The organism is Streptomyces sp. NPDC091972 (assembly GCF_044756385.1).
GTDB lineage: Bacteria > Actinomycetota > Actinomycetes > Streptomycetales > Streptomycetaceae > Streptomyces.
Window position 1 is genome coordinate 81,515 of the sequence record NZ_JBIVSV010000019.1, and the last position, 25,817, is coordinate 107,331.

A 25,817-nucleotide genomic window follows, 5' to 3' on the forward strand; every position below is an offset into this window, starting at 1 on the left:
TCAGTTGGCCCACGGCGGAGTGATCCGGGTGCCGTCCGCCAGCGTCGCCTCCAGGCCGACGGAGGTGGTGACCCAGGTGAGGGCGGTGTGACCGGTGGGGTTCTCGACGGCGAAGGTCGCCCCGGGGGTGACGATCACCGTGTCGCCCGCGGTGATCCGGTGGGTGGTGCCGTCGAGGGTGATCAGGAGCTCGCCGATGAGCAGGTGGAAGATCTCCTCACGGCTGACGGTGTGCGCCGGCGCCTTCGTCCCCGCGGGGATCTCGCCCCGCCAGGCGCAGAGCTCCTTGGAACCGCTGAGGGGAGTGGCGTACGAGACGAAACGGGCGCCGTGGATCTCATGGGTGACGGCCTCGGACGAGCGGACGACGGGCATGGGGCCTCCAGGTCGACAGATGGTCAAGCAGATTGACTATATGACCCATGGTCAAGCTGCTTGACCAATTCGTCAAGGGTGTTTCAATGCGTGGGTGCAGAACTCCGAAGCCCTCGCCCTGTCCGCCGCCCTGCTCGCCGCCGCCGGCGACCTGACCCAGCGCATCAACGACGGGGTCGTCGCCCGGGGCTTCGAGGCCCGGCCCGCCTGGGGGTTCGCGTTCACGAGGCTCGCGCCGGACGGGGCCACGGTCACGGAACTCGCCGCCCACCTCGGGGTGACCAAGCAGGCGGCGAGCCAGTTGGTCGACGAGATCGTGCGCAAGGGGTACGCCGAGCGGCGGCCGCACCCCGGGGACGCGCGGGCCCGGCTCGTGGTGCTGACCGAGCGGGGGTGGGCCTGCACCCGGGCGGCGGAGGAGGCCGCCGCGGAGGCCGTGCGGACGTGGGTCGACGTACTCGGTGAGAGTGAAGTGCGCGCGTTGCGCGAACGATTGGGGCGGATCGCTCCCTATGGTCCCATCAGGCCCGCCTGGTGACGGTTCATCAGTAGACGCGTACGCGACGGTTAGCGCTGGAAGTTTTTACTGACGCGTAACTTCACAAGCGCACTACTCGTCCGTAACTTTCGAATTGAACAGCATCCCGTGATCCGGGTCACAGGGCGTACGGCCATCGCACCTTCCCCTTGAGCCGCAAGGAGATCACCCGATGCTGCCCTGGAACAGACTGCTCAGACCCCTCGCCGCCCTGCTGCTGACCGCCGCGGTCGCCGTCGTCCCCGCTGCCGCCGCCCAGGCGGCCGACGCCCCGAGCAGCGGCTGGAACGACTACTCCTGCAAGCCCTCCGCCGCCCACCCCCGCCCCGTCGTCCTCGTGCACGGCACCTTCGCCAACTCCGTCGACAACTGGCTGGCCCTCGCCCCCTACCTGGAGAACCGCGACTACTGCGTCTTCTCCCTCGACTACGGCCAGCTCCCCGGTGTGCCCCTCGTCCACGGCCTCGGCCCCATCGACAAGTCGGCGGAGCAGCTGAAGACCTTCGTCGACAAGGTGCTCGCCGCCACCGGCGCCGCCGAGACCGACCTCGTCGGCCACTCCCAGGGCGGTCTGATGCCCCGCTACTACCTCAAGTTCCTCGGCGGAGCCGCCAAGGTGAACGCCCTCGTCGGCATCGCACCCGACAACCACGGCACCACCCTGTCCGGCCTCACCAACCTGCTGCCGTACTTCCCGGGTGTCGGGGACTTCCTCACCACCAACACCCCCGCCCTCGCCGACCAGGTCGCCGGCTCCGCCTTCCTCACCAAGCTCAACGCGGGCGGCGACACCGTCCCCGGCGTCAGGTACACCGTCCTCGCCACCAGGTACGACGAGGTCGTCACGCCGTACCGGAGCCAGTTCCTCAGCGGGGACGGCGTCCACAACGTCCTGCTCCAGGACCTGTGTCCGCTCGACCTCTCCGAGCACGTGGCCATCGGACTGTTCGACCGGATCGCCTTCCACGAGGTGGCCAACGCCCTCGACCCGGCCCACGCCACCGCCACCACCTGCGCGTCGGCGTTGAGTTGAGCGGCACCGGGGCCTGTCCGGCCTGAGCCGCCGGTCAGGCCCCGGAGTTCCCTCGGTCAACGGCCGTGCCGTGCACCGCCGTTCGCCGCCCGCCGACGTACCGAGCCGAACAGGAGCGCCGCGCCGGCCGCGAGCACGGCGGCGCCGCCCACCGCGAGGTACGAGGTGCTGCCGTCACCGCCGGTCTCGGCGAGGAGCTGCGAACTGCCCGCCGCCTGGACGTCGTTGGCCGGACGGCTCGCCGACGCGGCGGCCACCGGTTCCGCCGACGTACCGGCGTCGTCGTCACCGTGCCCGTGGTGCTCGACCGTCGACCTGTCGGTGCCGTCCTCGATCTGCTCCTCGGAGGGCGCGGAGGCGCTCGGGGCAGGCGTCACACCGCCGGCCGGGGCACCGGAGTCACCGCCCCCGAACGTCACGTCCGAGCAGGAGTAGAACGCCTCCGGGCTGTCCGAACGCTGCCAGACGGCGTACAGGAGCTGCCGGCCGGAGCGCTCGGGGAGCGTGCCGGAGAACGTGTAGAAGCCGCCCGAGGCGACCGGGTCGGTGGCCGTCGCGACCGGGTTCGACAGGTCCAGGTCGTCCCAGGCGAGCGGCTGCGCCGGGTCGTAGCCCGGCTTGGTCAGGTACACCTTGAAGGTGCCCTTGTGTGGGGCGGTCACGCGGTACTTGAAGGTGTACGAGCCACTGCTCACGCTCGTCGCCGGCCAGTCGGCGCGGGCCAGGTCGAGCCCCTTGAACTCGTCGTTGTTCGCGCTGCACAGCCTGCCGTCCGGGATGAGCTCCTGGTGCCGCCCGTTCGCGTCGCCGATACGGATGCCGTTCCAGTCGTAGAGCGCCTGGGTGCCTCCCGCCGCGACCGCCGCCCTGCACGCGTCGGACCTCGGGCTCTCCGGACCCTCCGCGTAGCACTGCGCGACCCGGCTGACCGGGTCGCCCATCGAGCCGTGCGCGGACGCGGGCGCCGCGGCCAACGCGGTCAGGGCGAGCGGGGCGAGGCCGACGGCGGCGACGGCTGCGGCCTTGCGGCGTGCGGGCATGGGGGATCTCCTCGGAACCGGTACTGATGCGTGCCGGATCAAAGAAACCCTGAAATCCCCGGCCTGTGACGGCCCGTGGCGATCTTTATGGCCCTCTTAAGGGAGTGCTGAGACGCAGATCAGGTAGGTAGCGTGCGCGCATGACGAACGAGGAGATCCGACGCGCCGAGGCGGCCGACGTACCGGCCGTGAAAGCCGTCACAGACGCCGCGTACGAGCACTACATCGAGCGCATCGGGCAGGTGCCGCAGCCCATGCGGCGGGACCACGCGGCGAACGTGGCCGCGGGGCGGGTGTACGTGACGGGCGACCCCGTGACCGGGCTCGTGGTGGTCGAGGAGCACCCGGACCACCTCTATCTCGACAACATCGCCGTCCGGCCCGACGCCCAGGGGCAGGGCGTCGGCGGACGGCTGCTGCGGTTCGTCGAGGCACACGCGCGTGCGCGGGGACTGCCCGAGGTCAGGCTCTACACCAACGCGATGATGTGGGAGAACCAGAAGATCTACCCGAAGTTCGGTTACGAGGTCGTGGAACGGCGAGTGGACGGGCCCTACGACCGCGTCCACTACCGCAAGCGACTGGTCTGACACGGAGCACGCCTGCCGCCGTCAGCCGTCGGGCCACCAGGTCCGCGCGATGTCCTTGCGGACCTCGGGTCGTCCCGCGGGGCGCTCGTCGGCCTCCTCCGGGAGTCGGCGGGCGTCAGTCCTCTTCAGGGGCTTCTGCACGGTCGTACGGCGCATGGCTGCCTCCTTCAGTGCCTACCGAGTTCCGCGTTCTCACGGAGGTAGACCCTTTGGGGGAGAGTTCCTCATCGCTCGGCGGTCTGTCAGTGGCGGCTGTCACGATCGGACTGTCAGTGGCGGGTGTCACTCTTGGGCACATGACGCAGAACAGTGGTGGTGGGGGCGCGGAGGGCGTGGACTGGGACGCCGAGGCAGCGTCCTTCGACGAGGAGCCGGACCACGGGTTGCGGGACCCCGGGGTGCGCGCGGCCTGGGCCGAGCGGCTGCGGGGGTGGCTCCCGGCGCGCGCGTCCGACGTCCTCGACCTCGGGTGCGGGACCGGCAGCCTGTCGCTCCTCGCTGCCGAGCAGGGGCACCGGGTGACCGGGGTGGATCTCTCTCCGGCCATGGTGGAGCGCGCTCGGGCCAAGCTCGCGGGGCGTGACGCGGTGTTCCTGGTCGGTGACGCCGCGCATCCGCCCGTTGGGGAGCAACGGTTCGACGTCGTGCTCGTGCGGCATGTGCTGTGGGCGCTGCCGGATCCCGGGCGGGTGCTGCGGCGGTGGTGGGGGTTGTTGCGGCCGGCTGGACGGCTGGTGCTGGTGGAGGGGGTGTGGGGGGCGTTCGGGATGTCCGCCGAGGCCGTCAGCGTGTTGGCTGAGCCGCTCGGGGGGCGTGTGCGGGTGGAGCGGCTTTCGGAGGATTCCCTGTTGTGGGGGAAGGACGTGGACGACGAGCGGTATGCGGTGGTGGTGTCGGGCGACTAGAGGGGTGGGAAGCTGTGTTGCGTGTCGGGTGCGGGCCGTCCGTGGCTTGTCGCGCCGTTCCCCGCGCCCCTAGGTCGGGCAAGTCGCTCCAAGTCGTTCAGAGCTGTCATTGCCGCTGAGGCTGCCTCCGGGTCCCGCTCCCTCAATCCGCTCTCCTCGAACTCGTCCTCGTCCAGGCGGAGCACCTCCTTGCCGTCCGCCGAGACCCACAGGTCGAGGTCCAGGTCCTCCACGACCAGCTCGGCGCCGTTCAGTGCCGCCGGGCGGGTGATGTCGCAGTACCAGCCCTTCAGGGTGCCGTCGGCCGTGCGGACCTCCTTCACGGAGTACCAGCGGTCCCGCCAGTAGTGCTCGGTGAACACGTCGCCGGGCTCGAAGCGGACGAAGCCGAAGTCGCGGACGCCGTCTCCGGCCCAGGGAGCGCGGACCGTGACCCGGGTGCCGTCGTCGGTGAGCAGGTCGGCCGCGTAACGGATCTTCGTGCGGCCCCCCTTGAGCAGGACGACGTCCACCCGCTGCGGGGGCTCAGGTGAGTTCGCGGACATGACGTACCTCCGTGGCGCAGATCTCGTATCCGAACCACTTGTTGATCGCGAGCATGGGTTCGTTGGCGGCGTCGTTGCCGGTCAGGGCCTCCGTGCAGCCTGCGGCGCGGGCGCGGTGCAAGGAGTGGTTCTTGGCGAGCTTGGCGAGGCCGCGCCCGCGGAAGGCGCGGGCGGTGCCGGTCATGGCGGTGGCGTAGCGGCCGGCGCCGTCGGTGTGGGCGGCGCTGAAGGCGGCCGGGCGGCCGTCGACGAGGGCGATCGTCGTCAGGGCACGGTCGAGGAGAGGGTGCTTCCAGTTCTCCTCGATCCACGCCTCGTAGTCGGTGAGTTCGGTGTCCACGTCGCTCGGCTCGTCGCCCGAGGTCTCCGCGTCCAGCTCGAAGAAGAACCGCGGGTCGTCCCCGAAGTCGGCGGCGGTGCGCACCTCCACGTCCGGGGGGAGGGGCTGGAGCGGGGGCAGTGTGCCGTTCGCCAGGTCCAGGCGCAGGAAGTGCGCCGAGCGGCTGGGCCGGTAGCCGTGCCGCTCGGCGAACTCGCGGTTCTGCGGCTCGTCCAGGACCCAGGAGAACAGCCTGGTCGCCCCGTGCGCCGCCAGGTGTTCCTCGGCGGTGCGGACGAGGAGGGCGCCGGCCCCGCGCCGGGTGCGGTCCGGGCGTACGTAGATGTTCAGATAGCCCTGGCCCGGCTCCGGGCTGTCGTGGGCGAGGCCGACCTGGGCCGTGCCGATCACCTCGCCGTCCTCCTCGGCCACCAGGGAGGCGTAGTGCGCGTCCGGATGGGTGTGGACGAGGCGGTGCAGCACGCCCGCCGGGGTCCACAGCACGTACGGGAGAGCCAGATGACGGACGTGGGCGAAGCTCTCGACGTCGGCCGGGTCCTGGGGGCGCAGGTCGCGCACGATCACGGTCATGAAGGCGCACGTTACGGGGGAGGCCCGCCCGGATGCCTCTCATTTTCCGGCGGGTGCGGGACAATCGGCTCGTGACCTTGAAGATCCACATCGACGACAGCGCGCCGCCGTACGAGCAGGTGCGGGTGCAGATCTCCGAGCAGGCGCGGGCGGGGGTGCTGCCGGTGGGGTACCGGCTGCCGACCGTGCGGGGGCTCGCCGAGTCGCTCGGGCTGGCCGCGAACACCGTCGCCAAGGCGTACCGGGCGCTGGAGGGCGACGGGGTGATCGAGACGCGGGGGCGCAACGGCACGTTCGTGGCTGCCGCCGGCTCGGCCGCCGAGCGGGAGGCGGCGTCGGCTGCTCAGACCTACGCCGAGCGGGTGCGGCGGCTGGGACTGACCGAGGGCGAGGCCCTGGCGGCCGTACGGGATGCCCTGCGGGCGACTTACGGGGAGAGCTGAGCGGGGTCGGGCACCGCCGTGATGCGTCGTCGTAACTGAGCGCCGTTGCGGCGGAGAAACGCTTCGAACACCGGTGCGTCGCGGACCGCCGCGCCGTTCGGGTCGTTGTTGAAGTACGCGTACACGTCCTCGTCGCCGGAGAAGGTCTGGGTGACGCGGTCCGCCCAGGTCTTCAGGGACTGCCTGCCGTAGCCCGGCCAGGCCCGGGCCCGGCCCTCGTGGAAGCGGACGTACCCCCAGTCGGCGGTGCGCCACAGCGGGGTCACCGGACGGGCCCGGACGTCGGCCCAGCACAGGGCCGCGCCGCGGGTCTCCAGCACCTCGCGGGTCTCGGGCGTCCACCAGGACACGTGCCGGGGTTCGACCGCGACCCGGACCGAGGCGGGGAAACAGGCAAGGCAGGCGTCCAGCAGGTCCGGGTCGGCGCGCAGGGTCGGGGGCAGCTGCAACAGCACCGGACCCAGCCGGTCGCCCAGCCCCTCCGCGTGGCTCATCAGGCGGTGCACCGGCTCCTGCGGGTCCTTCAGCCGCTTGATGTGGGTCAGGTACCGGCTCGCCTTCACCGCCACCACGAAGTCCTCCGGCACCCGCTGCCGCCACGCCTCGAAGGTCTCCCGGGACGGCAGCCGGTAGAACGCGTTGTTGATCTCGACCGTCGGGAAGTGCGCCGTGTACTCCTCCAGCCAGAGCCGCAGGGGGACACCCTCGGGGTACAGGACGCCCCGCCAGTCCTTGTACTGCCATCCCGACGTGCCGACGAACAGCGTCATACCCCCATCAAAGCACTACAGGTACAGCCCCGCGTCCGCCCCGGGCCGCGGCTCCGGCACCGCCGTCGGTGACGTGCCCCGGCGCAGCGCGTACAGCTCCGCCAGGGTCGCTCCCTCGCGGCCCACGCCCTCCTCGGTGCCGAGCCAGTTCACCGCCTCCCGGCGGGTCAGCGGGCCCACCTCGATCCGGGCCAGGCAGCGGCCGGGGCGGACCACGGCGGGGTGCAGGCGCTCCAGGTCCTCGTTGGTGGTGACGCCGACCAGGACGTTGCGCCCCTGCCCGAGCAGGCCGTCGGTCAGGTTCAGCAGCCGCGACAGGGCCTGGCCCGCGGTGTGCTTCGCCTCGCCGCGGATCAGCTCGTCGCAGTCCTCCAGGAGCAGCAGCCGCCAGCGGCCCTTGCCCGTGGAGTCCTCCTCGCCGATCGCGATGTCCATCAGATAGCCGACGTCGCTGAACAGCCGCTCCGGATCCAGCACGCAGTCCACCTGGCACCAGTCCCGCCAGGAGCGGGCCAGCGTGCGCAGGGCGGAGGTCTTTCCGGTGCCCGGCGGGCCGTGGAGCAGGAGCAGCCGGCCCGCGATGTCCTGCGGGGTCGTCTTCATCAGGCGGTCCATCGCGTCCGCGACCGGCGCCGTGTAGTTGTCCCGCACCTCCGCCCAGGTGCCCGCGGAGATCTGCCGGGTCGTGCGGTGCGGGCCGCGCCTGGGGGAGACGTACCAGAAGCCCATCGTGACGTTCTCCGGCTGCGGTTCGGGCTCGTCCGCCGCCCCGTCGGTGGCCTGGTCGAGGACCTTCTTGGCCAGGTCGGCGTCGGTCGCCGTGACGGTGACGTCGGCGCCGCGGTTCCAGCGGGAGATCAGCAGGGTCCAGCCGTCGCCCTCGGCGAGGGTCGCGCTGCGGTCGTCGTCGCGGGCCACGCGCAGCACCCGGGCGTCCGGCGGCAGCAGCGTGGCCCCGGAGCGGACCCGGTCGATGTTGGCCGCGTGCGAGTACGGCTGCTCGCCCGTCGCGAAGCGGCCGAGGAACAGCGCGTCGACGACGTCGGACGGCGAGTCGCTGTCGTCGACGTTGAGCCGGATCGGCAGAGCGTCGTGTGGGTTCGCAGACATGCCGCCCATGATCCGGCACGAGTACGCCCCACGCATCCGGTTTCCGTGGTGCGCCAGGTGTGTCGGGCCTGTCCCCGTACTTCCGCTCTGTCCCGTACATCCTGTTACAGAGCTGTGCATCTCCGGCATCTGCCCGCACAGGTGTGTTCGCGGATACCGTTGCCCTCGATGGGACGTCATGAGTGGAACTCGGGGGCACGGCGGTGGCGGCTCACCGCTCTGCTCGGTGTGGGCGCGGCGGCTCTGGCGCTGGTCGTGACCCTTCTGAACACGCTTCCGGGCAGCGGCGCGGGCACCGACGGCACCTCGCGCAACGGCGACAGGGTCCACGGCACTCCGACCACCACGCCGGACGCGGACACCCCGGAGGTCGGCTGGGGCTTCACGCACACCCAGTTCAGCGCCGACGAGGGCAGCGCAGCGGCCACCGACCGGGTCCGGCACCGGATCGAGGACGCGGGCGGACTCCCACAGAACCAGCACATCATGGGCTGGGGCGCCGACAACCCCGAGCCGGTGAAGGGGCGTTACGACTTCGAGGACCTGGACCGGCGCGTCGACTTCATGCGCGCCTCCGGGTCCACCCCGACCATCACCCTGTGCTGCGCGCCGGACTGGATGAAGGGCGGCGAGGCGGGCGTCGGCAACACCGACTGGAGCAAGGCCGCGCTGGAGACCGCGCCGGATCCCGCGCACTTCGAGGACTACGCCGAGCTCGCCGCGACCGTCGCCAAGCGCTACCCGGACGTGCGGCACTTCATCGTCTGGAACGAGTTCAAGGGCTTCTGGAACGACGCGCAGGCCCGCTGGGACTACGAGGGGTACACCCGGCTCTACAACCTGGTCTACAAGGCGCTGAAGAAGGTCGACCCCAAGATCATGGTGGGCGGTCCCTACCTCGTGATGGACAGCGTCGACCCGCGCTCCCCGGACGCCTCCGCGACCTTCAAGGGCCCCTGGGGCGCGATGGACCAGCGGATCCTCGACGCCTTCGACTACTGGAACCGGAACAAGGCCGGCGCCGACTTCGTGGTCGTGGACGGCTCCAGCTACACCAACGACGACGAGTTGCTGCCGGACGAGTTCGCGGCCACCGGCAAGTTCACGGCGGTGAGCCGGTGGGTGCGGCAGCGGACCGGGAACCTGCCGCTGTGGTGGGCCGAGTACTACGTCGAGCCCGCCGACAGCCGGGACGAACGCGAGGGCTGGTCCGAGAACCGCCGGGTCGCCGTGCAGGCCGCCGGGATGATCGCGCTGGCCAAGGGCGGCACCACGTCCGCCTTCTACTGGAACCCGGAGAACGAGAAGGGCACGGACTGCGCGGGCTGCCTCTGGACGCCGACGAGCGGCAAGGGCGGCGGGCAGCCACTGCCGATGTACGACCTCGTCAGCCGGTTCAGCAGGGCCTTCGCGCCGGGGACCGCGTACTCGACCGTCCCCGTCGCCCCCGACGACGTGCCCAACGTCCGCGTCCTCGCCACCGACAGCACGGTCCTGGTGGTCAACACCCTGGACCGGAGGATCAGCGCGAAGGTCGACGGGAAGCGGTTCGACATGCAGGCCTACGAGGTCAGGTGGCTCACCCGCTGAGCCACCTGACCTCCGGGGGGCCTCACTTCATGGTCAGGAACCGCTGCACCAGGGCCGCCAGGAACACCGCGAGGAGCGGCAGCGCGAACCAGAAGCTGCTCTGAAGCCACCGCAGCTGCCGCACCCCCGGCCGCACCGCGACCCGTACCACCTCACGGGCCGAGAGCAGCAGGATCAGCGCCAGCGCGGCCAGCGCCCCCACCACCGACCAGGGCGTCCAGGTCACCTGAGGTCCGATCGGCCCCGGATCGGCCTTCGGCACCTTCCCGGCGGGCTGGTCGCGCAGGGCGTACATCGTCACGTCGTCGTTGGTGAGGACCCGCTTGAGCTCCTTGCGGCTGTCCAGGTTGTCGAGCAGCCGCGGCTCCCACGTCCGCGAATAGCCCACGTCGAGGCGCAGATACGTGACCTGGCTGACGTTGACCATCAGGTACGAGTTCGGGCCCGCGTCCCTGAGCGCCTTGACCAGGCCCGACACCAGCACCGGGTCGGTCGGTGCCAGGGTCGGCACGTACGAGACCTTCTCCATGTCCTTCGCGCCCCACGGCATCGCCGGGGTCACGTTGTTCACCGTGTCGTTGGACAGCCACAGCACCCGGACCGTCGGATCGTCGTGGGCGTAGACGTAGTCCATGGCGGCGACCTCGCCGGGCTGGATGCGCTCGAACGGCTCGTTGCCCCAACGGGCCACCAGGAAGCCGCCGACGAGCAGCAGGCCCGCCATCAGCGCGGCCACCGGGGCGAGGCTCACCCTGTCCTTCTCGCGCTCCTTCGCGGTGATCCCGGTGCGCGGGAACAGCGCCAGCGCGGCGAGCAGACCGGCACCCGGCAGGGCGAACATGAAGACCCGCAGAGCCATCTCGCCGCCGTACGACTGCATGCCGAAGCCGAGGAACGGCACAAAGGTGAGGACGAGCAGTGCCGCTTCCCGGTACTTGTGCTCACGCCGCCGCCACCAGCCGTAGCACGCGAGCGCCATGACCCCGCCGGCCAGCAGCACCCGCACGTACAGGACCAGCTTGTGGGTCGAACTGCCGCCCTCGATACGGCCGGAGACCGACGAGGAGACATTGCCGCCGACGCCGCCGACCCCGCCGAACAGGTCGTCGAAGTGACCCGACCAGTACGGCTCGGCCATCCAGCCGATCCAGGCGGTCACCATGACCGCGAACAGCACGGGCAGGCCCCGCAGTTCGCTGCGGCCGATCAGCACGAGCGCCGCCAGCACGCCGAGCATCACGAACGGGGTGAGCTGATGGGTGGGCACGCTCGCCGCGAACAGACCGATCAACACCGCGAGCAGCACGGCCCGTTGACGGCGGTTCGTGGCTTCGACCTCCGCCTCGCCGGGGCGCCGCTTCGTCCAGATCACGCGCGGGGCGCGGAACCAGACGAGCAGGACCGCCACGAACACCAGGTACAGCAGATAGGTGAAGCCCTGCGGGGAGAAGTAGTCCTGGCCGACCCAGCCGCTCAGCACGAAGATCCAGATCCCGGTCCACTTGGCCCGCCAGCTCGCCCGCATGTGCCGGACGAGCAGGAACATCGGCACCAGGTAGGCGAGTTGGATCGCGGTCGGCCACCAGCGGATGACCTCGGTGAAGTCCGTGACCCCGCACGCCTGCGCCACGAACGCGGCCGCAGCGAAGAAGCCCGGCCAGCTCCAGCGGGCGTCCAGGTCGGGCACCGCGGAGCCGGTCCGGTCGATGTGGTCGATGAACCCGAGGTGCTGCCAGGCCGTCGCGAACCGCGGTTCGGCCTCGATCACCGCGGGCAGCGCGTGCAGCGAGACCACCGTCGCCACCAGCGTGAGCAGCAGCAGCGCCTTGTGCTCGCGGCCCAGCCACAGCAGTGAGGCGAACACCACGACCAGCAGCGCCGCGCCGGCCAGGGTCGGCAGCGGCAGGACCGAGATCAGCCCGAGCCCGCCCATCCGGTCCAGGTCGGCCTCGCCCAGGCCCAGCACCGGCACCCAGTACAGGAGCAGCGCCACGGCCAGCAGACCGCCCAGGAACGTCCCGAGCCAAGTGGGCTGGAGCCGCTCCCGCGGGGACAGGGGCCGCGGCGGCTGGGCGGGCCGCGGCGCCTCCTCGGGCACCACCGGCTCCTCCGCTCCGACGGGCTCCTCGCGTACGGCGATCTCCTTGCCCGCGTCGAAGGCCACCTCGAACGGGGCGTCCACCTCCGGCTCGGACGGGCCCAGCGACGACTCGGAGCCGGGCTCGCGCTGCTCCACCGGGAGTCCCGGGTCGGACGGCTTCCGCAGCGCCCACGTCGGCCGGTCGCGCGTCACGCCGGTCACGGGTGTGCCGGTGGGCGGGGTGCCGGGCCCCGGGCGTACGTCGGGACGGCGTTCCAGGTGGTCGAAGTCGACGTGGATGCCCAGCGCGAGGGTGTCCTGGTCGAGCGCCCAGCCGGGGCGCCGGGTGCGTCCGGCGGCCGGTGCCTCGCGCGCGCCGAGATCGGCGAGGTCGCCGTCGGGAGCGGCGGCCGCGGGCACCTCGGCGGCCGGGGCGTGCCGGATCGTCCGGTACAGCCTGGGCGCGGCGATCGCGACGATCACCGCGAGCGAGGAGATCTCGGCGACGCCCGCCCCGGTGAGCCCCATGCGGGGCAGGAGCAGCAGGGTCAGGCCGAGCACCATGGCACACAACAGGCCCTGCAACCAGGCGAGTCCGGAGGTCCGGCTCTGCGCGCGCAGCACCGCGAAGTACGTCTCCATGACGACCCGGAGCACCGCGCCGACGGCGAACCAGCGCAGCAGCGGGGTGGCCGCGTCCGCGTAGCCCGCCCCGAACACGCCGAGGATCCAGGGCGCCCCGAAGAACAGGATCCCGGCCACCGGCAGCATGATCCGCGCCATCCGCTTCAGCGCGGCACGGGTGTTGGCGGCCAGCCGGCCCGGGTCGTGCGAGCCCTCGACGGTCAGTGAGGCGCCCATGTTGATGGCGAGCAGGTTGCAGGTGCCGCCGATCGTCGTGGTGATGTAGAAGTACGCGTTGTCCTGGGAGCTGACCTGGGAGGCCACGATCACCGGCACCAGGTAGACCACGGCGAGCGAGAACAGCGAGCCGGTGTAGTCGCCCGCGAGGAAACGCCCGATCTCCCGGAGGGAGGGCGGCTCGGCGTGGTCCTCGGTCGCCTTCACATGGCGCGGTGCCAGCCGCCGGAACACCAGCCAGCCCAGCGGCAGCACGGACACGGCGATCGCCGCGACCCACGACACGAAGACACCGGCCGTCGGGATCGCCACCGCGAACGCGACCAGGAGCCCCAGCTTGACCGCGGAGAACACGGTGTTGCCGACCGGCACCCACAGCGCGCTGCGCAGCCCGGTCAGCACGCCGTCCTGGAGGGTGAGCACGTTCCAGGCGACGACGGCGGCGATGAAGCCGAGGCCGTTCACCGGCCCGTGCAAGAACCGGTACGACGGCCCCCACACGTCCAGGGTGAGCAGGAAGACCACCGCGGCGATCGCCACGACCACCGAACTGCCCACGTACGTACGGGCGATGAGACGTCCGGTGGCCCGGCCCGCGACCGGTATGAAGCGGGCCAGCGCCCCGGTCAGGGTCACCGCCGTCAGTCCCGCGAGGAGTTTCATCGCGGCGATCGCGGCGGAGCCCTGGCCGACCGCGGACTCGGAGTAGTAGCGGGCCGCCGCCAGCCAGAAGCCGAGGCCCAGCACCGCGGAGATACCGGTGTTCAGCATCAGGGCGTAGGCATTGCGGAAGAGCTGGCTGCCGCCGCCCCCGCTGCCGCCGAGGCCGGGCAGCCGAAGACGGCGCCCCGGCTGCTCGGGCGCCTTCGACGCGGTCGACTCGGGCTCGGTCGTGGTCGTCGTGTCAGACACGGGAACGGGAGACCTTCCGGCGGACCTGTCGTGCTCTTCGGACCAACGCGTACCCCTTGGTGAGGGCACGGTCCCTGGCGAAGCTCCGGGCGATCGCCCGGCCCTGGACGAGCCGCTCGAACTCCTCGGCCGTGGTGGCCCGGCGCACGGTCAGCCGGGTCAGCGCGTACGGCCCCTGACGGCGCCGCGCGAGGCCGTTGTTCACGGCGAGCGCCTGACCGTACCCGGTCTCGCGGACCGCCTCGCGCACCCGGCGGCTGGAGTAGCCGTACGGGTAGGCGAGCGAGGCCGGCGCGGTGCCGAGTTCGTCGGTGACGATCTCCCGGGAGCGGATCAGCTCGTGGCGCAGCGCGGTGTCGTCGAGCTGGTCGAGCTGCGGGTGCGTGTGGGTGTGGCCGCCGATCTCGACGTCCGCCGCGGCGAGTTCGCGGACCTGGTCCCAGTCCAGCATGGTGTCCAGGCCGCCGCCGGTGTCGTACGGCCCACGGAGCCAGCCGGTGGTGACGAACACCGTGGCCGGGAAGCCGTGCTTGGCGAGCACGGGCAGGGCGTGCCGGTGGACGCCCTCGTAGCCGTCGTCGAAGGTGATCAGCACGGGCCGCGCGGGCAGCGGTCGGCCGGTGCGCCAACGGGCCGCGAGATCCGCCGTCCTGATCGGTGTCAGCCCCGACTCGGCGACCAGCTCCATCTGCCGGGCGAAGGCCTCCGGGGACACCGACAGCACGCGGGTGGCGTCGTTCGGGTCGGTGGCGACCGAGTGGTACATGAGGATGGGTACGGGCGGCTCAGCCATCTTCGTCCCCCCGTATGTCCACGACCGAGAACGTGGCCGCGCCGCGCCGCGCCCGGACGGAGCCGACCGCGTAGCCGCCGGCCGCCGTGAGCACCCCGGCGACGATCGCGCCCGCCCGGCCCGCCCCGCCCGGCCGGGCCAGCGCGGCGTCCCGCAGCCCGCGCGCCACCCCGGCGGGCAGCACCCGGGTGGTGTACCGGCGCTCGGACTCGAGTCCCTTGCCGGCGCCCACACTTCGGGCCACCAGGGCCTTGGACAGGCCCTCCGCCCAGGCGCGTGCGCGGAAGTACCCGAAGTGCTCGCGCGCCTCGGGCACCCGGTGGTGGATGACCGCACGGTCGTCGATCAGCAGGACCGCGTCCGGGGCGGCCCGGCTGAGCCGGATGCACAGCTCCGTCTCCTCGCAGCCCAGCGGGCGCTTGTCGCCGTCCCGCCCGATGCCGGTGGCGAAGCCGCCCGCCGCCTCGAAGGCGCTGCGGCGGAAGGAGGCGTTGCCGCCGAGGACGTTGCGGACTTGGACCCGGCCGGCCGGGATGCCCTTGTAGGTGCAGCCCACCACCCAGTCGAACTCCTCCGGGAACCAGGCCGGCCTGCGCCCCGACGCCCAGATCGGCACCGTACGGCCGCCGACCGCCATGACGTGCGGGTCGGCGTAGGCGGCGGCGAAGTACCGCAGCCAGTCGCGCTCGGCGACGGCGTCGTCGTCCAGGAAGGCGATCACCTCGCCGCGCGAGGCGGCGATCCCCGTGTTGCGGCCCGCGGACAGGCCGCGGGGGCCCGCGTTGGCGAGCACCCGGACCTCCTCGACCTCCTTGTACTCCTTGGCCAGCCGGTCCAGCAGCGCCGGGTTGTGGTCGACGACCAGCAGTGTCTCCAGGGCCGGGTACGACTGCGTCCGCACCGAGGCGACCGCCGCGAGGATGTCCTCCCAGCGGTCCTCGGTGTACACGCAGATCACGACGGAGACGTCGGGACCGCTCAAGACACCTCTCCCCGCACCGAGTCGAGCATCGGCGAGTGGTGGGCGCGGCGGCGCAGCGCACGCCGGTTGGACCGCTCCCCGAGGATCACCTTGAGCACCCGGAACCCGTCCCGCACGGCCCGCAGATTGCTCGCGCCGTGGATGCGCAGGTACTCGTAGCTCGGTATCTCCTGGACCTTCAGCCCCGCCTTGACGACCCGGATGTTCATCAGGGTCTCCACCTCGAAGCCCGTGCAGTCGAGGTCGATCTTGTCGAGGCAGTGCCGCCAGAAGGCGTTGTACCCGTAGCAGAGGTCCGTGTAGCGGGCGCCGAACTTGCGGTTGACGATGGTGCACAGCGCCCAGTTGCCGAGCTTGCGGACGAAGGTCATGTCGTCGGTGCCGCCGCCGTTGGCGAAGCGGGACCCCTTGGCGAAGTCCGCGCCCGAGACGAGGGCGGAGACGTAGGACACGATCTCGTTGCCGTCGGCCGAGCCGTCGGCGTCGATCATGACGACGATGTCACCGGTGCAGGCCTCGAACCCGGTGATCAGGGCGTCCCCCTTGCCCTTGCCGTGCTGCTTCACGACCTTGACCTCGGGCCACAGCTCGCGGGCCACCGCGACGGTGTCGTCCGTGGAGTTGCCGTCCACCAGGACCACTTCGTGGATCCAGTCCGGAAGGGTCTTGAAGACGTACGGAAGGTTCTCCGCCTCGTTCATGGCGGGTATGACCACGCTCACCGGTGGCGCTATGGCCAGATGGGTGGAGATCGGCCGGTACTGGCTGGCTGTCGGCACATCCTGGCCCGCAGTCGCCGGGCGCAGAACTGAACTCATGAGTCTGGTTCCCTCTCGTCCGGTGGACCGCCCGCCCCTGGGCGGTCCGGCTTGTTGCTCCGGTTCGAAAGGGGGGTTCTCACTCACGGCATGCCGGAAGGAATCTCCGTACGTGCCGGGTGAGCTGGCAAAGCTGGCCGACCGCCGTCGTGCTGTGCTTGTTCCGAAGAGACGACAGCCGGTCGCGCGGCACGACTCGGTCACCTGCGGTCACCGAGCACGGCACCCCCCTACCGCGCCCCGCGTCCCCCGTCGCGGTCCTTGAGCCCTCCCCTAGAGCCGCTCGATGACGGGACGATGCGGGTGTGATGTATGACGGTATTGACGTTTGAACCTGTATGGCAAGACCTGGAACGACGTCTCACGTTTTTGTTGGTTTGACCGTTACAGACGCGCCGGAGCGGATCTTTCCCATTTTCTTCAGCAGCCTGTCGGCGGGTTCGAACAGCTCCGGACGTGCCACCACGGCGTTGCGCAGTGCCCGCATCGGAACCCGGCGGACGCGGTGTCCGACCGCGACCGGGTGCCGGCGGGTCACCCACCCCTCCGACACGGTCAGGTCCCGTGTCTTCAGGGAGTCCTTGTACTCCTTCTGCCCCCGGCCCAGATCGAGGTGGGCGATGCCGTCGGCGGCCGCCGCCTCGGCCATCCGCAGGTGCAGGATCAGGCCCGGCGAGTACTTCGCGTACTCCGGGTCGTAGGCCGGGAACCAGCATGCGAGCACCCGTTCGGTGCGCAGCCCGAAGTGGGCGGCGACCGGCTTCCCGTCGGCGTACAGCACCGAGAGGATCCCGGCGAACGACTCCGAGCGGGTGTGGAAGAGCTGCTCCACCAGGCGGGTGATCCACTCGTGCGCGAAACGGTCGCTGCGGCCGGTCCTGCGGTACTGGGCGGACTTCCAGGCCATCAGGGCGCGCAGGGCGGCCGGGTCGCGCTCGTCGTGGACGTAGCGCACCCCGCTCGCCGTGCGGGCCAGTCTGCGCTCCTTGGCGAGGGTGGTGCGGGTGAACTTCGGCGAGCGCTCCCGCAGCCCGGCCAGATAGGTCTCGTAGCCCTGCTCGACGTCCATGACCGGAGAGGGGAACCGGCCGGAGGCCCCCGCCTCGAACGGCCCCTGTCCCTCCACCAGATGGTCGAACTCCCAGACGACGAGCCCGCAGGCGCGCAGCAACTCCCGTGCGTCCCAGGTGAATCCGGGCCCGTGCACCAGCCCCTGGGCGTCCGAGACGCCGAGTCCGACGGCCCGGCCGACACCCGCGGCGGTCCTCTGGAAGGGGAGGAACGCGACGGGCTCGCCCGCTTCCCGCACGACGGCGATCCGCACGCCCCGCCTGCACCGGCCCACCGCGAGCGCGAACTCGGGGGACAGGAAGGGGTTCGCCAGACCCGGCGAGCCCTGGAGATGGGCCTTGGACTGCAGAGCGGTCCACGCCACCCGGTCGGCCGCGCTCAGCTCGCCGGGGCGGTACACGCTGATGTCCACGTCAGGCGTCCTGGCCCTTCGCCGTACGGCGCCTTCGCAGCAGCACCGGCAGGAGGATCAGGACGCTGATCACGGCCATCGCCGTGACCCCGCCGCGCGCCGACCAGCGGTGCGTGGCCAGCATGCCCTGCGCCACCAGCATGTTGAGGACGACCGAGCCGGCCAGCGAGGCCAGCGCCCGGGCGAACGGATCGAAGCCGCGCAGGGCGGCGGCGATGCCCGCGGCGGGTGCCGCGAGCAGGAAGAAGAGCGCGAGCGGGGCCCGCAGCGGTGAGTCGGAGCCGGTGAGCGCGAGCAGTGCGCCGCATCCCCCCACGGCGCTCGCGGCGCCCGCGAGCAAGGGCGTCAGGTCTCTTCCCGACGCACGGGAAGGTCTGCGGATGTCTGTTGTCTGCATGGGCGACGTTTCCCCCCAGAAAGCGCCGGATGCCGGGCTTCAATGTCGCGCAGCGCCTGGGGGAGCGTCAAGAGCGCACAGCCCCGCGGTCGATGGCGGCGGCACCGATTTTGGCATGGACACTTCCCGTCGCTGCGTGTCGTTGCTACGACGGATACGGCAGAGATCCTGCTAAAGGGAGGTTCCATGAGACGTTCCCGATTTGCCGCGTACGTCGGCTCGCTCCTCCTCGCACTCGCCGCAGTCCTCACCGGGACAGGCACCGCCCACGCCGCCGAGGGCCCCTATGTGGCCCTGGGCGACTCGTATTCCTCGGGTGTCGGCGCCGGCAGCTACCTCACGTCGAGCGGCGACTGCAAGCGCAGCACGAAGTCCTACCCCTACCTCTGGGCGGCCGCCCACTCACCCTCGTCGTTCGCGTTCACCGCTTGCTCGGGCGCCCGAACGGGTGATGTTCTGGCGAACCAGCTCACCCCGCTCAGCTCCGCCACCGCCCTCGTCTCCATCAGCATCGGAGGCAACGACGCCGGCTTCGCCGACGTCATGACGACCTGTGTGCTCCAGTCCGACAGCTCCTGCCTCTCCCGGATCAACACCGCCAAGGCGTACGTCGACTCGACCCTCCCGGGCCAACTGGACACCGTCTACACACAGATCAGCGACAGGGCCCCCAACGCCCACGTGGTCGTCCTCGGCTACCCCCGCTTCTACAAGCTCGGCACCACCTGCCTCGGCCTCTCCGAGACCAAGCGCAAGGCCATCAACGACGCCGCCGACCACCTCGACGACGCCATCGCCAAGCGGGCCGCGGACCACGGCTTCACCTGGGGCGACGTCCGCTCCGCCTTCACCGGCCACGAACTCTGCTCCGGCAGTGCCTGGCTGCACAGCCTCAACCTGCTCAACATCGGCGAGTCCTACCACCCGACCGCGGCCGGTCAGTCCGGCGGCTACCTCCCGGTCCTGAACAGCGCGGCCTGAACCCCCCTCACGGGGACGCAGAGGAGGAGGCCCCGCCGGTGGCGCCGGACGGGGTCTCCGCCACACACGTCAGCGAGAACGGAACCGACTCGGACGTCTTCTCGACGGGCTCGCGGACCTCCACGCTGATGGTGTCCTCGAACGTCCCGCTGTCGTCCTGCGTGGTGACGAACCGCCGGTCCTCCTGCGTCCGGTCACCGCCGGCCGGGAACGTGAGCGTCTTCCAACTGCCGTTCACCGAGCCGTTCTCCGACACCCAGCGGTAGGTCACCGTCGCCGGGAGCCGCCCGACCGTCAGCCTGACCGTGAAGGTGGGGGCCGCGGACCTGTCCGGCGGGCAGGTGCCCGTGTACTCGGTGTGCGAGCCCGAGAGCGAGACGTCCACCGACTGCGGCGGGGGCGCGCTCGTGGTGCTCTTGCTCGGACTCGCCGACGGGGAGTCCTCACCCGTCTCGTCGGTCCTGGTCGGCGCGGGCGAACTCACCGCCGGAGCGGAGTCCTTGGCGGTCTCCCCGTCCTTGTCGCCGTTGTCGCGGTTCAGCAGCGCGTACGTCAGCCCCGCGATCGCCAGCGCCACGGCCAGCACGCCCGCGACCAGGAAGACGGCCGCACGGCGGTCGCGCTCCGGGGGCCGGGAGGCCGCGGTGGCGGTGGAGGCGGGCGTGGGCGCGGGTCGGTACGGGGCCGTCGGCGGCTCCTGCGGGAAGGGTGCCGCGACGGTCGGGGCGTACGGCCCCGCCTGCACGGCGTCCGCCCGGGGCGTGCCGCCCGCCCCGACGATCCGCAGCTCCTGCTCGGCCTGCTCGGCCGGCAGCCGCTCCGCCGGGTCCTTGCGCAGCAGCCCCTCGATCACCGGCGCGAGCGGACCGGCCCGGTACGGCGGCGGCAGCTCCTCGTCCACGATCGCGCGCAGGGTGCTCAGCGGGGTGTTCTGACGGAAGGGGGAGTTGCCCTCGACGGCGGCGTACAGCAGCACGCCCAGCGACCACAGGTCCGACTCCGGGCCCGGGGTGCGGCCGAGCGCCCGCTCCGGGGCGAGGAACTCGGGGGAGCCGATGACCTCACCGGTCATGGTGAGCGCCGAGCTGCCCTCGACCTGGGCGATGCCGAAGTCGGTGAGCACCACACGGCCGTCGTTCGACAGCAGTACGTTGGCGGGCTTCACGTCCCGGTGCAGCACCCCGGCCTCGTGCGCGGCCCGGAGCGCGGAGAGCACCTCGGCGCCGATGTGCGCGGTGCGCTGCGGACCGAGCGGGCCCTCCGCGTCCAGGAGTTCGGCGAGCGAGATGCCGCGCACCAGCTCCATGACGATCCACGGGCGGCCGTCCTCGGTGGCCACGTCGTACACGGTCACCACGTTGCGGTTGGCGACCCGGGCCGCCGCCCACGCCTCGCGTTCCAGGCGGGCGTACAGCCGCTCGACCTCGTGAGCGGGCAGTCCGTGCGGTGCGCGCACCTCCTTGACGGCGACCTCGCGGTGCAGCACCTCGTCACGGGCCCGCCACACGGTTCCCATGCCGCCCTCGCCGAGCGGGGACAGGAGGCGGTAGCGGCCCGCGATCACTCGTTCACTGCCCGGTTCTTCGGACACGGGCGTCCCCCATTCGCATCCGGGCGAAATCTCCACTCCGCGTGATGTTGCACGTGAATTCTGTACAAAAGTAGCTCAGCCGAGTGCGGATGCCGCCCCCTTGAGCACCAATCCTGCCCCGAGAGCCACCACGACGAACGCCGACATCAGGGGCGCGGTCCTTTGAACCAGGGCGGTCACCGGGCTCGCGGCCAGGCGGGGGCGCCTGTCCAGCAGCCGTGTGACTCCACTGCCCAGCCTGACGACGGCGAATCCGGCCGCGGTCAGGGTCAGGGCCAGCCCGACCCCGTACGCCACGACGAGCAGCAGGCCGAACCAGGCCTGCCCCAGCGCGGCGGCACCGACGAGCACGACGACGGCGGACGGGCTGGGCACGAGGCCGCCGGCGAAGCCGAGCAGGATGGTGCCGCGGAGGGTGGGGGCGACGGCGTGGGTGTGGGTGAAGCCGCCGTGGGTGTGCTCCAGGGCGTGGGGGTGGTCATGTCCGTGGTCGTGACCGTGGTCGTGGGGGTGCGGGTGCCCGTGGTCGTGGTCATGGGGGTGCGGGTGCCCGTGATCGTGGCCGTGGTCGTGCGGGTGTCCGGGCGCGTGGGGGTGCGGGTGGGCCTCCGCCGTCGCCCGGGCGGTCTCCGTGCGAGCGGCGACCAGGACCAGCGAGCGTTCCTCGGGCCGGTCGGCGCCGGTGGTGGTGTCGTGCGGGTGGCCGTGGCTGTGGTTGTGGCCGTGGCCGTGGCCGTGGTCATGATCGTGGTCGTGCGTGTGTCCGTGTCCGTGCTGGTGCGCGCGGGTGCGCAGGGCCCGGCGCAGCAGGGTGACGCCCGCCGCGGTCACCATCACCCCGCTCGCGAGGCCCAGCCACGCGATCACCGAGGGCGCCGCCGTCGAGCCGGCCGCGACGAGGAGGCCCAGGGCGACCACGCCCAGGGTGTGGGTGACGGTCACGGAGGCGGCCAGCGGCAGGACGTCCTTCATCCGGGCGCGGCCGCCGCGGGCCGCGGCCACCGCTGCCATCAGGGTCTTGCCGTGCCCCGGGGCCAGCGCGTGCATCGCGCCGAGAGCGACCGCGACGAGCAGGGCGAGCGCCGCGAAGCCGACGGTGAGGTCGTGCCGGGCGACCAGGGAGTCCAGGGCGCGGGTCCAGCGGTCGGCGCCCCGGGGCAGCACCGATGCCGCGGGGGCGTCCTGCCGTTCCTCGGTGAGGGCCGCCCCACCGGGCCGCACCCGCAGGGAGGCGGTCACGGTGTCGGCGGGGGAGGACAGCAACTCCTGCGGATACGAGGTCAGTTCGTCGGACACCGATGTCCTCGGCACGTCCGACGCGGTAAGTGTCATCCGGTCGCCGCGTGCGGTGATCTCGCGCCAGCCGGGTCCGGAGTCGGTGCCCGCGCTGTGGAACCCGAGCGTGACGGTGGCGTCCTTGGGCAGCAAGGCGGTCAGCCGGCACTCCACGCGCAGGGTGTCGAGCCCCGCCTGACCGGGACGCACGCGCGCGTGGCTGCTCCTCGCGGTGAGGCCGACCGTACGGCCGTCGACCGTGAGCACTGCGCCCTCGGCGGCCTTCCGGCAGCGTCGGGCGGCCCACTCGGTCATGCCGAGCTTCTCGATGTCCGGCCCGGCCTGGGTCGCGGGGATCTCTGCGAGGTCCTCGACGTGGTCGACGCGGAGCCGGCCCGGCGCGGCGACGAGACCGTCGTAGCGGTTGACGGTGAAGTTCCCCAGGGGGTGGGCGCTCGCGCTGCCGGAAGGGAGCAGCGCGAGCGCACAGGCCGCCGTCAGGACGGCCGTGAGGGACGCGAACAGACGGCGGGGCTTCAACGGGCCATCTCCTTCAGTGCCTTGCGGGCCTCGTGGGCACCGAGCGGGGAGAAGCCGGGGTTCAGCTTCAGGGCGGAGGTGAGCTGGGACTCGGCCTCCTTCCGGTCACCCGCGGCGAGCTCGACGATCCCGCGGTGATAGCGGAAGGAGGCGTTGCGGTAACCGGTCGCGGTGGCCTGCCTGGCGTACGGCAGGGCCTCCTCGTCGCGGCCGTTGACGTGCAGGGCCCAGGCGAGCGCGTCCGCGGTGTGCACGGTGTGCCGACGGGCCCACTCGGCACGGGCGGCGCGCAGCGCGGCGGCCCGGTCGCCGTGGTCGGCGGCGGCCATCGCGGTGTCTAGGTCGGCGTTGACGCCGTTGGCCCGGGCGAGGGCCGTCCAGGCGTCCACCAGCGCGTACTGGTCGCCTGCCCTTGCCTTGTCGCCGGCGCCGCCCCGGCCCTCGTACAGCTCCCCGAGCGCGACGAGCGGCCCGGGCAGCGGGTACCGGGCTACGACCGCCTCCATGCCCGCGATCGCGGCCGCCCGGTCCCCGCTCGCGGCCTGGGCGCGGGCCCTGCCCTCCAGGGCGGGGAGGTAGGCGTCGTCGGCGGCGAGGGCGCGGGCGTAGTCGGCCAGGGCCGTGTCGTAGTCGCCCTGGTTCCAGGCGAGTTGGCCCAGCGCGGTGGCCACGTACGCGATGTCGCCCGGGCCGGTCGCGCTCGACAGGGCCCGCTCCAGCACGGTGCGGGCGGTGCGCACGTCGCCGCGGAGTTCGTGCACGTAGGCATAGCGGGTGAACACCGGGATGCCGGGCCGCCGTTCGTCCGCGAGGTCGGCGGCCTTCGACGCCTCGTCGTAGCGGCCGAGTTCGACGAGGGCGTCGATCCGGGAGCAGAGGGCGCGCTCGCTGTACGGGTTCTGCCGCAGGGCCCGGTCGGCGTGGGCGAGGGCGCCCTTGAAGTCGTGCCGGGCCGCGGCGAGGGCGGCGAGACCGGCGAGTGCCTGTTCGTTGTCGGCCTTCAACTCCAGCGACTTCCGGAGGGCTTGTTCGGCCTGCGGGTAGCGCGAGGGGTCGCCCTTGGTCCGGGCCTGCTCGACGTAGGCGAGCCCGAGGGTGGCCCAGCCGCCGAAGTCCTTCGGCTGGCCGCGCAGATGGGCCTGGACCGCCTCGATGCCCGCATCGAGGTCGCCGCTCGCCATCAGCCCGGGCGAGACCGCGGGCGACGTGCTGGCCACGGTGGCCGTGCCGCCGTCCCGCAGCGCCCCGAAGGCGATCGACCCGCCCGTCAGGGCGACGGCCAACAGGGCCGCGCACCCGGCGAGTTGAGCGGCCCGCCAGCGCCGACCGGCCGCCGCGACCCGCCGCACGGCGGCGACCTTCTCGTCCTCGGCCCGGGCGGAAGGCTCCACGGTCACCGGTGAACCGCTCTGCTCGTCCTCGGGTGCGCTGTCGGTCGTGGACCCGGACATGCCCGCTCCTGATTCGTTCGTGATCGATCGTGTACTGCGGCGCGGCCTGCACCGTGGGGGATGAATACGCGCAGGCCGCGCCAGTAACAGGGGGTGATGGGGGGGGTCTTAGGGGCGCGGGGAACTGCGCGACCAGCCCCCACGAACCCGCAGCCGCCGGACGACAGACCGAGGCACCCCAGGAGGCACCCGCCCACCTCAGTAGGCACGCCTCCGCATCCGACGCCACCACACCAGCGCCGCCCCGATGAGCACGATCCCGGCCGCACCCGCACCCGCGGACCCGGCGATCAGCCCCATGTCGTCCGACCCGGAGGACCCCGCCGGGGACAGCGCGTCACCCAGCTGGTTGCGGACGTCGTTCCCGCCGGATGTGCCCTTGGCGAGCGGACCCCGCGAACCCTCCGTCGGCAGCGCCAGGTACGGGAACGACTTCTCGAAGTCCTTGTCGTTCTTGTCGACCGCGTCACCGAGGTCGTTCTTGGACCCGACCAGCTCGCCCTCGACGACCTGGAGCGAGGCGTCGATCACGTCGTCGGTCAGCCGGCGCCCGTTCGGGAATCCGGCGTTGTCGCCATCAAGCACACCGAGCCGCTTCGGAGAATCGGTGGGCTTGATGGACGTGTTGAGGCGCAGCTCCTCCGCGGGCCGCACGTGGGGCGGCTGGTTCAGCCCCTTCACACCCTTCAGGAACACGTCCACGAGGTCGTTGCGGGGCTCCTTCGGGGCCGGGATCTTGTAGATCGCCTCGATGAGCTTGGGCAGCTCGGGGTTGGTGACGTTCTTCAGGAACTGCGCGTCGTCCCAGGGCGCGGACGCGTTGAACTTGTCCTTGTCCTTCAGCGGGTTGACGACCTCGTTGACGAGCGGGTTGCCGAGGCGCGAGACCTGGGAGTAGTAGCCCTGCGCGTTCCTGCGCTGGGTCGTCGACCAGATGCCCACGACCGGCTGGTGCGCGGACTCGGTGATCATGTCCGTCGGGACCTGGAGGGCTATCGAGTTGACGTTGTAGCCCTTGAGCGTGTCGTTGCCGACCTCGCTGAGGTTGCCGCCGTACAGCAGGTCGAAGACGCGCAGGTCCAGGAAGAACGGGTCGTCGGCCTGGCCGGCGAACGCCGTCGCGTCACCGGGCAGCTTGTAGACCGCCTGGTCGCGCAGCTTCTCGTAGTTCGGCATCGACGCCTTGCCGACGTTCGACGGGGCCACCGGGATGTCGTCGGCGACCTTCGTCTTGTACTGGACCTTCTGGTTCTTCAGCCGGAACAGCTCGATGTCGTACGTCTGCGTGACGTTCAGGTCCGGGTCGTCGAGGCTGTCGACCGCGCCCGTGTTGTACAGGAACGTCTTCTTGTTCTTGACGTGCGTCTTGAAGGTGAAGCGGTACAGCAGCTCGCCCTGGCCGTCACCGTTGTTGTCGATGTGGATGTCGTACTGGGCGTCCTCGGCGAACTGGTAGAAGTTCGGGCCGCCCGACGGGTCCTCGAAGGGGATCCAGTTGGCGATGATCGTCGTCGAGTCCGGCTTGTCGGGGCTGACGAACGCGTACACGTCGGTGTTGTCGTACTGCGGGTCGCCCGAGATCAGCGGGGCCTCCCGGTGGCTGGAGGCGGAGGCCGCCCCCGGTTCCAGCGTGGCCACACCGGCGGCTGCGAGCCCTCCGGCGGCCAGCGCACCACATACGAGGGTCGCGAGACTCCTGCGTCCCGAGCCGCTCCTGGAGATAGGTGTCATGCCGTCCGTCCTCAGTCCAACTTGCCTGACGCTCGGGGATTCGGAGTGGTGGCCGGGCCGGATTGGTCGAATC

24 protein-coding genes are annotated in these 25,817 nt (G+C 71.6%); 7 read left to right on the top strand and 17 right to left on the bottom strand.

The window, feature by feature from the left end:
- Entirely contained in the window at positions 1 to 375 is a 375-nt protein-coding gene (locus ACIQJT_RS38580) for a cupin domain-containing protein (RefSeq protein ID WP_365457426.1), read from the bottom strand.
- Between the two features lie 94 nt (positions 376 to 469).
- Between ACIQJT_RS38580 and ACIQJT_RS38585 the strand changes: the two genes are divergently transcribed.
- Together ACIQJT_RS38585 and ACIQJT_RS38590 are read left to right on the top strand one after the other, a co-directional pair.
- Positions 470 to 913, top strand: a complete 444-nt coding sequence (locus ACIQJT_RS38585; protein WP_365457429.1) for a MarR family winged helix-turn-helix transcriptional regulator — start codon at positions 470 to 472, stop codon at positions 911 to 913.
- Positions 914 to 1,085: 172 nt separating this feature from the next.
- Complete coding sequence (locus tag ACIQJT_RS38590) at positions 1,086 to 1,946, top strand: esterase/lipase family protein (RefSeq protein ID WP_402650256.1); 861 nt, start codon at positions 1,086 to 1,088, stop codon at positions 1,944 to 1,946.
- Between the two features lie 56 nt (positions 1,947 to 2,002).
- Here the strand turns inward: ACIQJT_RS38590 and ACIQJT_RS38595 are convergent, their stop codons facing one another.
- A complete protein-coding gene (locus tag ACIQJT_RS38595) occupies positions 2,003 to 2,986 on the bottom strand; it encodes a lytic polysaccharide monooxygenase (protein ID WP_402650257.1) in 984 nt (327 codons plus the stop codon).
- Between the two features lie 140 nt (positions 2,987 to 3,126).
- Between ACIQJT_RS38595 and ACIQJT_RS38600 the strand changes: the two genes are divergently transcribed.
- On the top strand, positions 3,127 to 3,576 hold the full coding sequence (locus tag ACIQJT_RS38600; RefSeq protein WP_402650258.1) for a GNAT family N-acetyltransferase: 450 nt from the start codon (positions 3,127 to 3,129) through the stop codon (positions 3,574 to 3,576).
- A 21-nt stretch (positions 3,577 to 3,597) separates the two neighbouring features.
- Here the strand turns inward: ACIQJT_RS38600 and ACIQJT_RS38605 are convergent, their stop codons facing one another.
- Positions 3,598 to 3,732, bottom strand: a complete 135-nt coding sequence (locus ACIQJT_RS38605) for a hypothetical protein (RefSeq protein WP_020117828.1) — start codon at positions 3,730 to 3,732, stop codon at positions 3,598 to 3,600.
- A gap of 140 nt (positions 3,733 to 3,872) precedes the next feature.
- Here ACIQJT_RS38605 and ACIQJT_RS38610 point away from each other — a divergent pair, with 140 nt between their 5' ends.
- Positions 3,873 to 4,481: a class I SAM-dependent methyltransferase gene (locus ACIQJT_RS38610; protein ID WP_402650259.1), complete on the top strand. Its 609-nt coding sequence runs from the start codon at positions 3,873 to 3,875 to the stop codon at positions 4,479 to 4,481.
- Here the strand turns inward: ACIQJT_RS38610 and ACIQJT_RS38615 are convergent.
- Complete coding sequence (locus ACIQJT_RS38615) at positions 4,478 to 5,026, bottom strand: DUF402 domain-containing protein (RefSeq protein WP_402650260.1); 549 nt, start codon at positions 5,024 to 5,026, stop codon at positions 4,478 to 4,480. The genes ACIQJT_RS38610 and ACIQJT_RS38615 overlap by 4 nt on opposite strands.
- On the bottom strand, positions 5,007 to 5,936 hold the full coding sequence (locus ACIQJT_RS38620; RefSeq protein ID WP_402650261.1) for a GNAT family N-acetyltransferase: 930 nt from the start codon (positions 5,934 to 5,936) through the stop codon (positions 5,007 to 5,009). Before ACIQJT_RS38620 ends, ACIQJT_RS38615 begins: the two co-directional genes overlap by 20 nt.
- 71 nt (positions 5,937 to 6,007) lie before the next feature.
- On the opposite strand from ACIQJT_RS38620, the gene ACIQJT_RS38625 reads away from it, so the two are divergent.
- Positions 6,008 to 6,379 carry a GntR family transcriptional regulator gene (locus tag ACIQJT_RS38625; RefSeq protein ID WP_402650262.1) on the top strand — a complete coding sequence of 124 codons (372 nt, stop codon included), beginning with the start codon at positions 6,008 to 6,010 and terminating at the stop codon, positions 6,377 to 6,379.
- Here ACIQJT_RS38625 and ACIQJT_RS38630 read toward each other — a convergent pair.
- Entirely contained in the window at positions 6,364 to 7,149 is a 786-nt protein-coding gene (locus ACIQJT_RS38630; RefSeq protein WP_365457450.1) for a DUF72 domain-containing protein, read from the bottom strand. The genes ACIQJT_RS38625 and ACIQJT_RS38630 overlap by 16 nt on opposite strands.
- 15 nt (positions 7,150 to 7,164) lie before the next feature.
- Entirely contained in the window at positions 7,165 to 8,259 is a 1,095-nt protein-coding gene (locus ACIQJT_RS38635; protein ID WP_402650263.1) for a DUF5925 domain-containing protein, read from the bottom strand.
- A 168-nt stretch (positions 8,260 to 8,427) separates the two neighbouring features.
- Between ACIQJT_RS38635 and ACIQJT_RS38640 the strand changes: the two genes are divergently transcribed.
- A complete protein-coding gene (locus ACIQJT_RS38640; RefSeq protein WP_402650264.1) occupies positions 8,428 to 9,849 on the top strand; it encodes a xylan 1,4-beta-xylosidase in 1,422 nt (473 codons plus the stop codon).
- A 22-nt stretch (positions 9,850 to 9,871) separates the two neighbouring features.
- Here the strand turns inward: ACIQJT_RS38640 and ACIQJT_RS38645 are convergent, their stop codons facing one another.
- The 6 genes from ACIQJT_RS38645 to ACIQJT_RS38670 all read right to left on the bottom strand — a co-directional run bounded on the left by ACIQJT_RS38645 (position 9,872) and on the right by ACIQJT_RS38670 (position 18,175).
- Positions 9,872 to 13,702 (bottom strand): lipopolysaccharide biosynthesis protein, encoded by a 3,831-nt coding sequence (locus ACIQJT_RS38645; protein ID WP_402650265.1) that lies wholly within the window; start codon positions 13,700 to 13,702, stop codon positions 9,872 to 9,874.
- Positions 13,695 to 14,495 (bottom strand): polysaccharide deacetylase family protein, encoded by an 801-nt coding sequence (locus ACIQJT_RS38650; protein WP_365457462.1) that lies wholly within the window; start codon positions 14,493 to 14,495, stop codon positions 13,695 to 13,697. Before ACIQJT_RS38650 ends, ACIQJT_RS38645 begins: the two co-directional genes overlap by 8 nt.
- Positions 14,488 to 15,477: a glycosyltransferase family 2 protein gene (locus tag ACIQJT_RS38655; protein WP_402650266.1), complete on the bottom strand. Its 990-nt coding sequence runs from the start codon at positions 15,475 to 15,477 to the stop codon at positions 14,488 to 14,490. The genes ACIQJT_RS38650 and ACIQJT_RS38655 overlap by 8 nt, the downstream gene beginning before the upstream one ends.
- Complete coding sequence (locus tag ACIQJT_RS38660; protein WP_365457468.1) at positions 15,474 to 16,295, bottom strand: glycosyltransferase family 2 protein; 822 nt, start codon at positions 16,293 to 16,295, stop codon at positions 15,474 to 15,476. The genes ACIQJT_RS38655 and ACIQJT_RS38660 overlap by 4 nt, the downstream gene beginning before the upstream one ends.
- Before the next feature lie 361 nt (positions 16,296 to 16,656).
- The gene (locus ACIQJT_RS38665; RefSeq protein WP_402650267.1) at positions 16,657 to 17,778 is read right to left on the bottom strand and encodes a GNAT family N-acetyltransferase; all 1,122 of its coding nucleotides are present in this window, start codon (positions 17,776 to 17,778) and stop codon (positions 16,657 to 16,659) included.
- A gap of 1 nt (position 17,779) precedes the next feature.
- On the bottom strand, positions 17,780 to 18,175 hold the full coding sequence (locus ACIQJT_RS38670; RefSeq protein WP_402650268.1) for a hypothetical protein: 396 nt from the start codon (positions 18,173 to 18,175) through the stop codon (positions 17,780 to 17,782).
- 186 nt (positions 18,176 to 18,361) lie between these two features.
- On the opposite strand from ACIQJT_RS38670, the gene ACIQJT_RS38675 reads away from it, so the two are divergent.
- Entirely contained in the window at positions 18,362 to 19,156 is a 795-nt protein-coding gene (locus tag ACIQJT_RS38675) for an SGNH/GDSL hydrolase family protein (RefSeq protein WP_365457477.1), read from the top strand.
- 7 nt (positions 19,157 to 19,163) lie between these two features.
- Here the strand turns inward: ACIQJT_RS38675 and ACIQJT_RS38680 are convergent, their stop codons facing one another.
- The 4 genes from ACIQJT_RS38680 to ACIQJT_RS38695 form a co-directional block, all read right to left on the bottom strand.
- Positions 19,164 to 20,747: a protein kinase gene (locus ACIQJT_RS38680; protein ID WP_402650269.1), complete on the bottom strand. Its 1,584-nt coding sequence runs from the start codon at positions 20,745 to 20,747 to the stop codon at positions 19,164 to 19,166.
- Between the two features lie 75 nt (positions 20,748 to 20,822).
- The gene (locus ACIQJT_RS38685; RefSeq protein WP_402650270.1) at positions 20,823 to 22,562 is read right to left on the bottom strand and encodes a sulfite exporter TauE/SafE family protein; all 1,740 of its coding nucleotides are present in this window, start codon (positions 22,560 to 22,562) and stop codon (positions 20,823 to 20,825) included.
- Positions 22,559 to 24,013, bottom strand: a complete 1,455-nt coding sequence (locus tag ACIQJT_RS38690) for a tetratricopeptide repeat protein (RefSeq protein WP_402650271.1) — start codon at positions 24,011 to 24,013, stop codon at positions 22,559 to 22,561. The genes ACIQJT_RS38685 and ACIQJT_RS38690 overlap by 4 nt, the downstream gene beginning before the upstream one ends.
- 198 nt (positions 24,014 to 24,211) lie before the next feature.
- On the bottom strand, positions 24,212 to 25,744 hold the full coding sequence (locus tag ACIQJT_RS38695) for a DUF4331 domain-containing protein (RefSeq protein WP_402650272.1): 1,533 nt from the start codon (positions 25,742 to 25,744) through the stop codon (positions 24,212 to 24,214).
- Positions 25,745 to 25,817 lie beyond the last annotated feature (73 nt).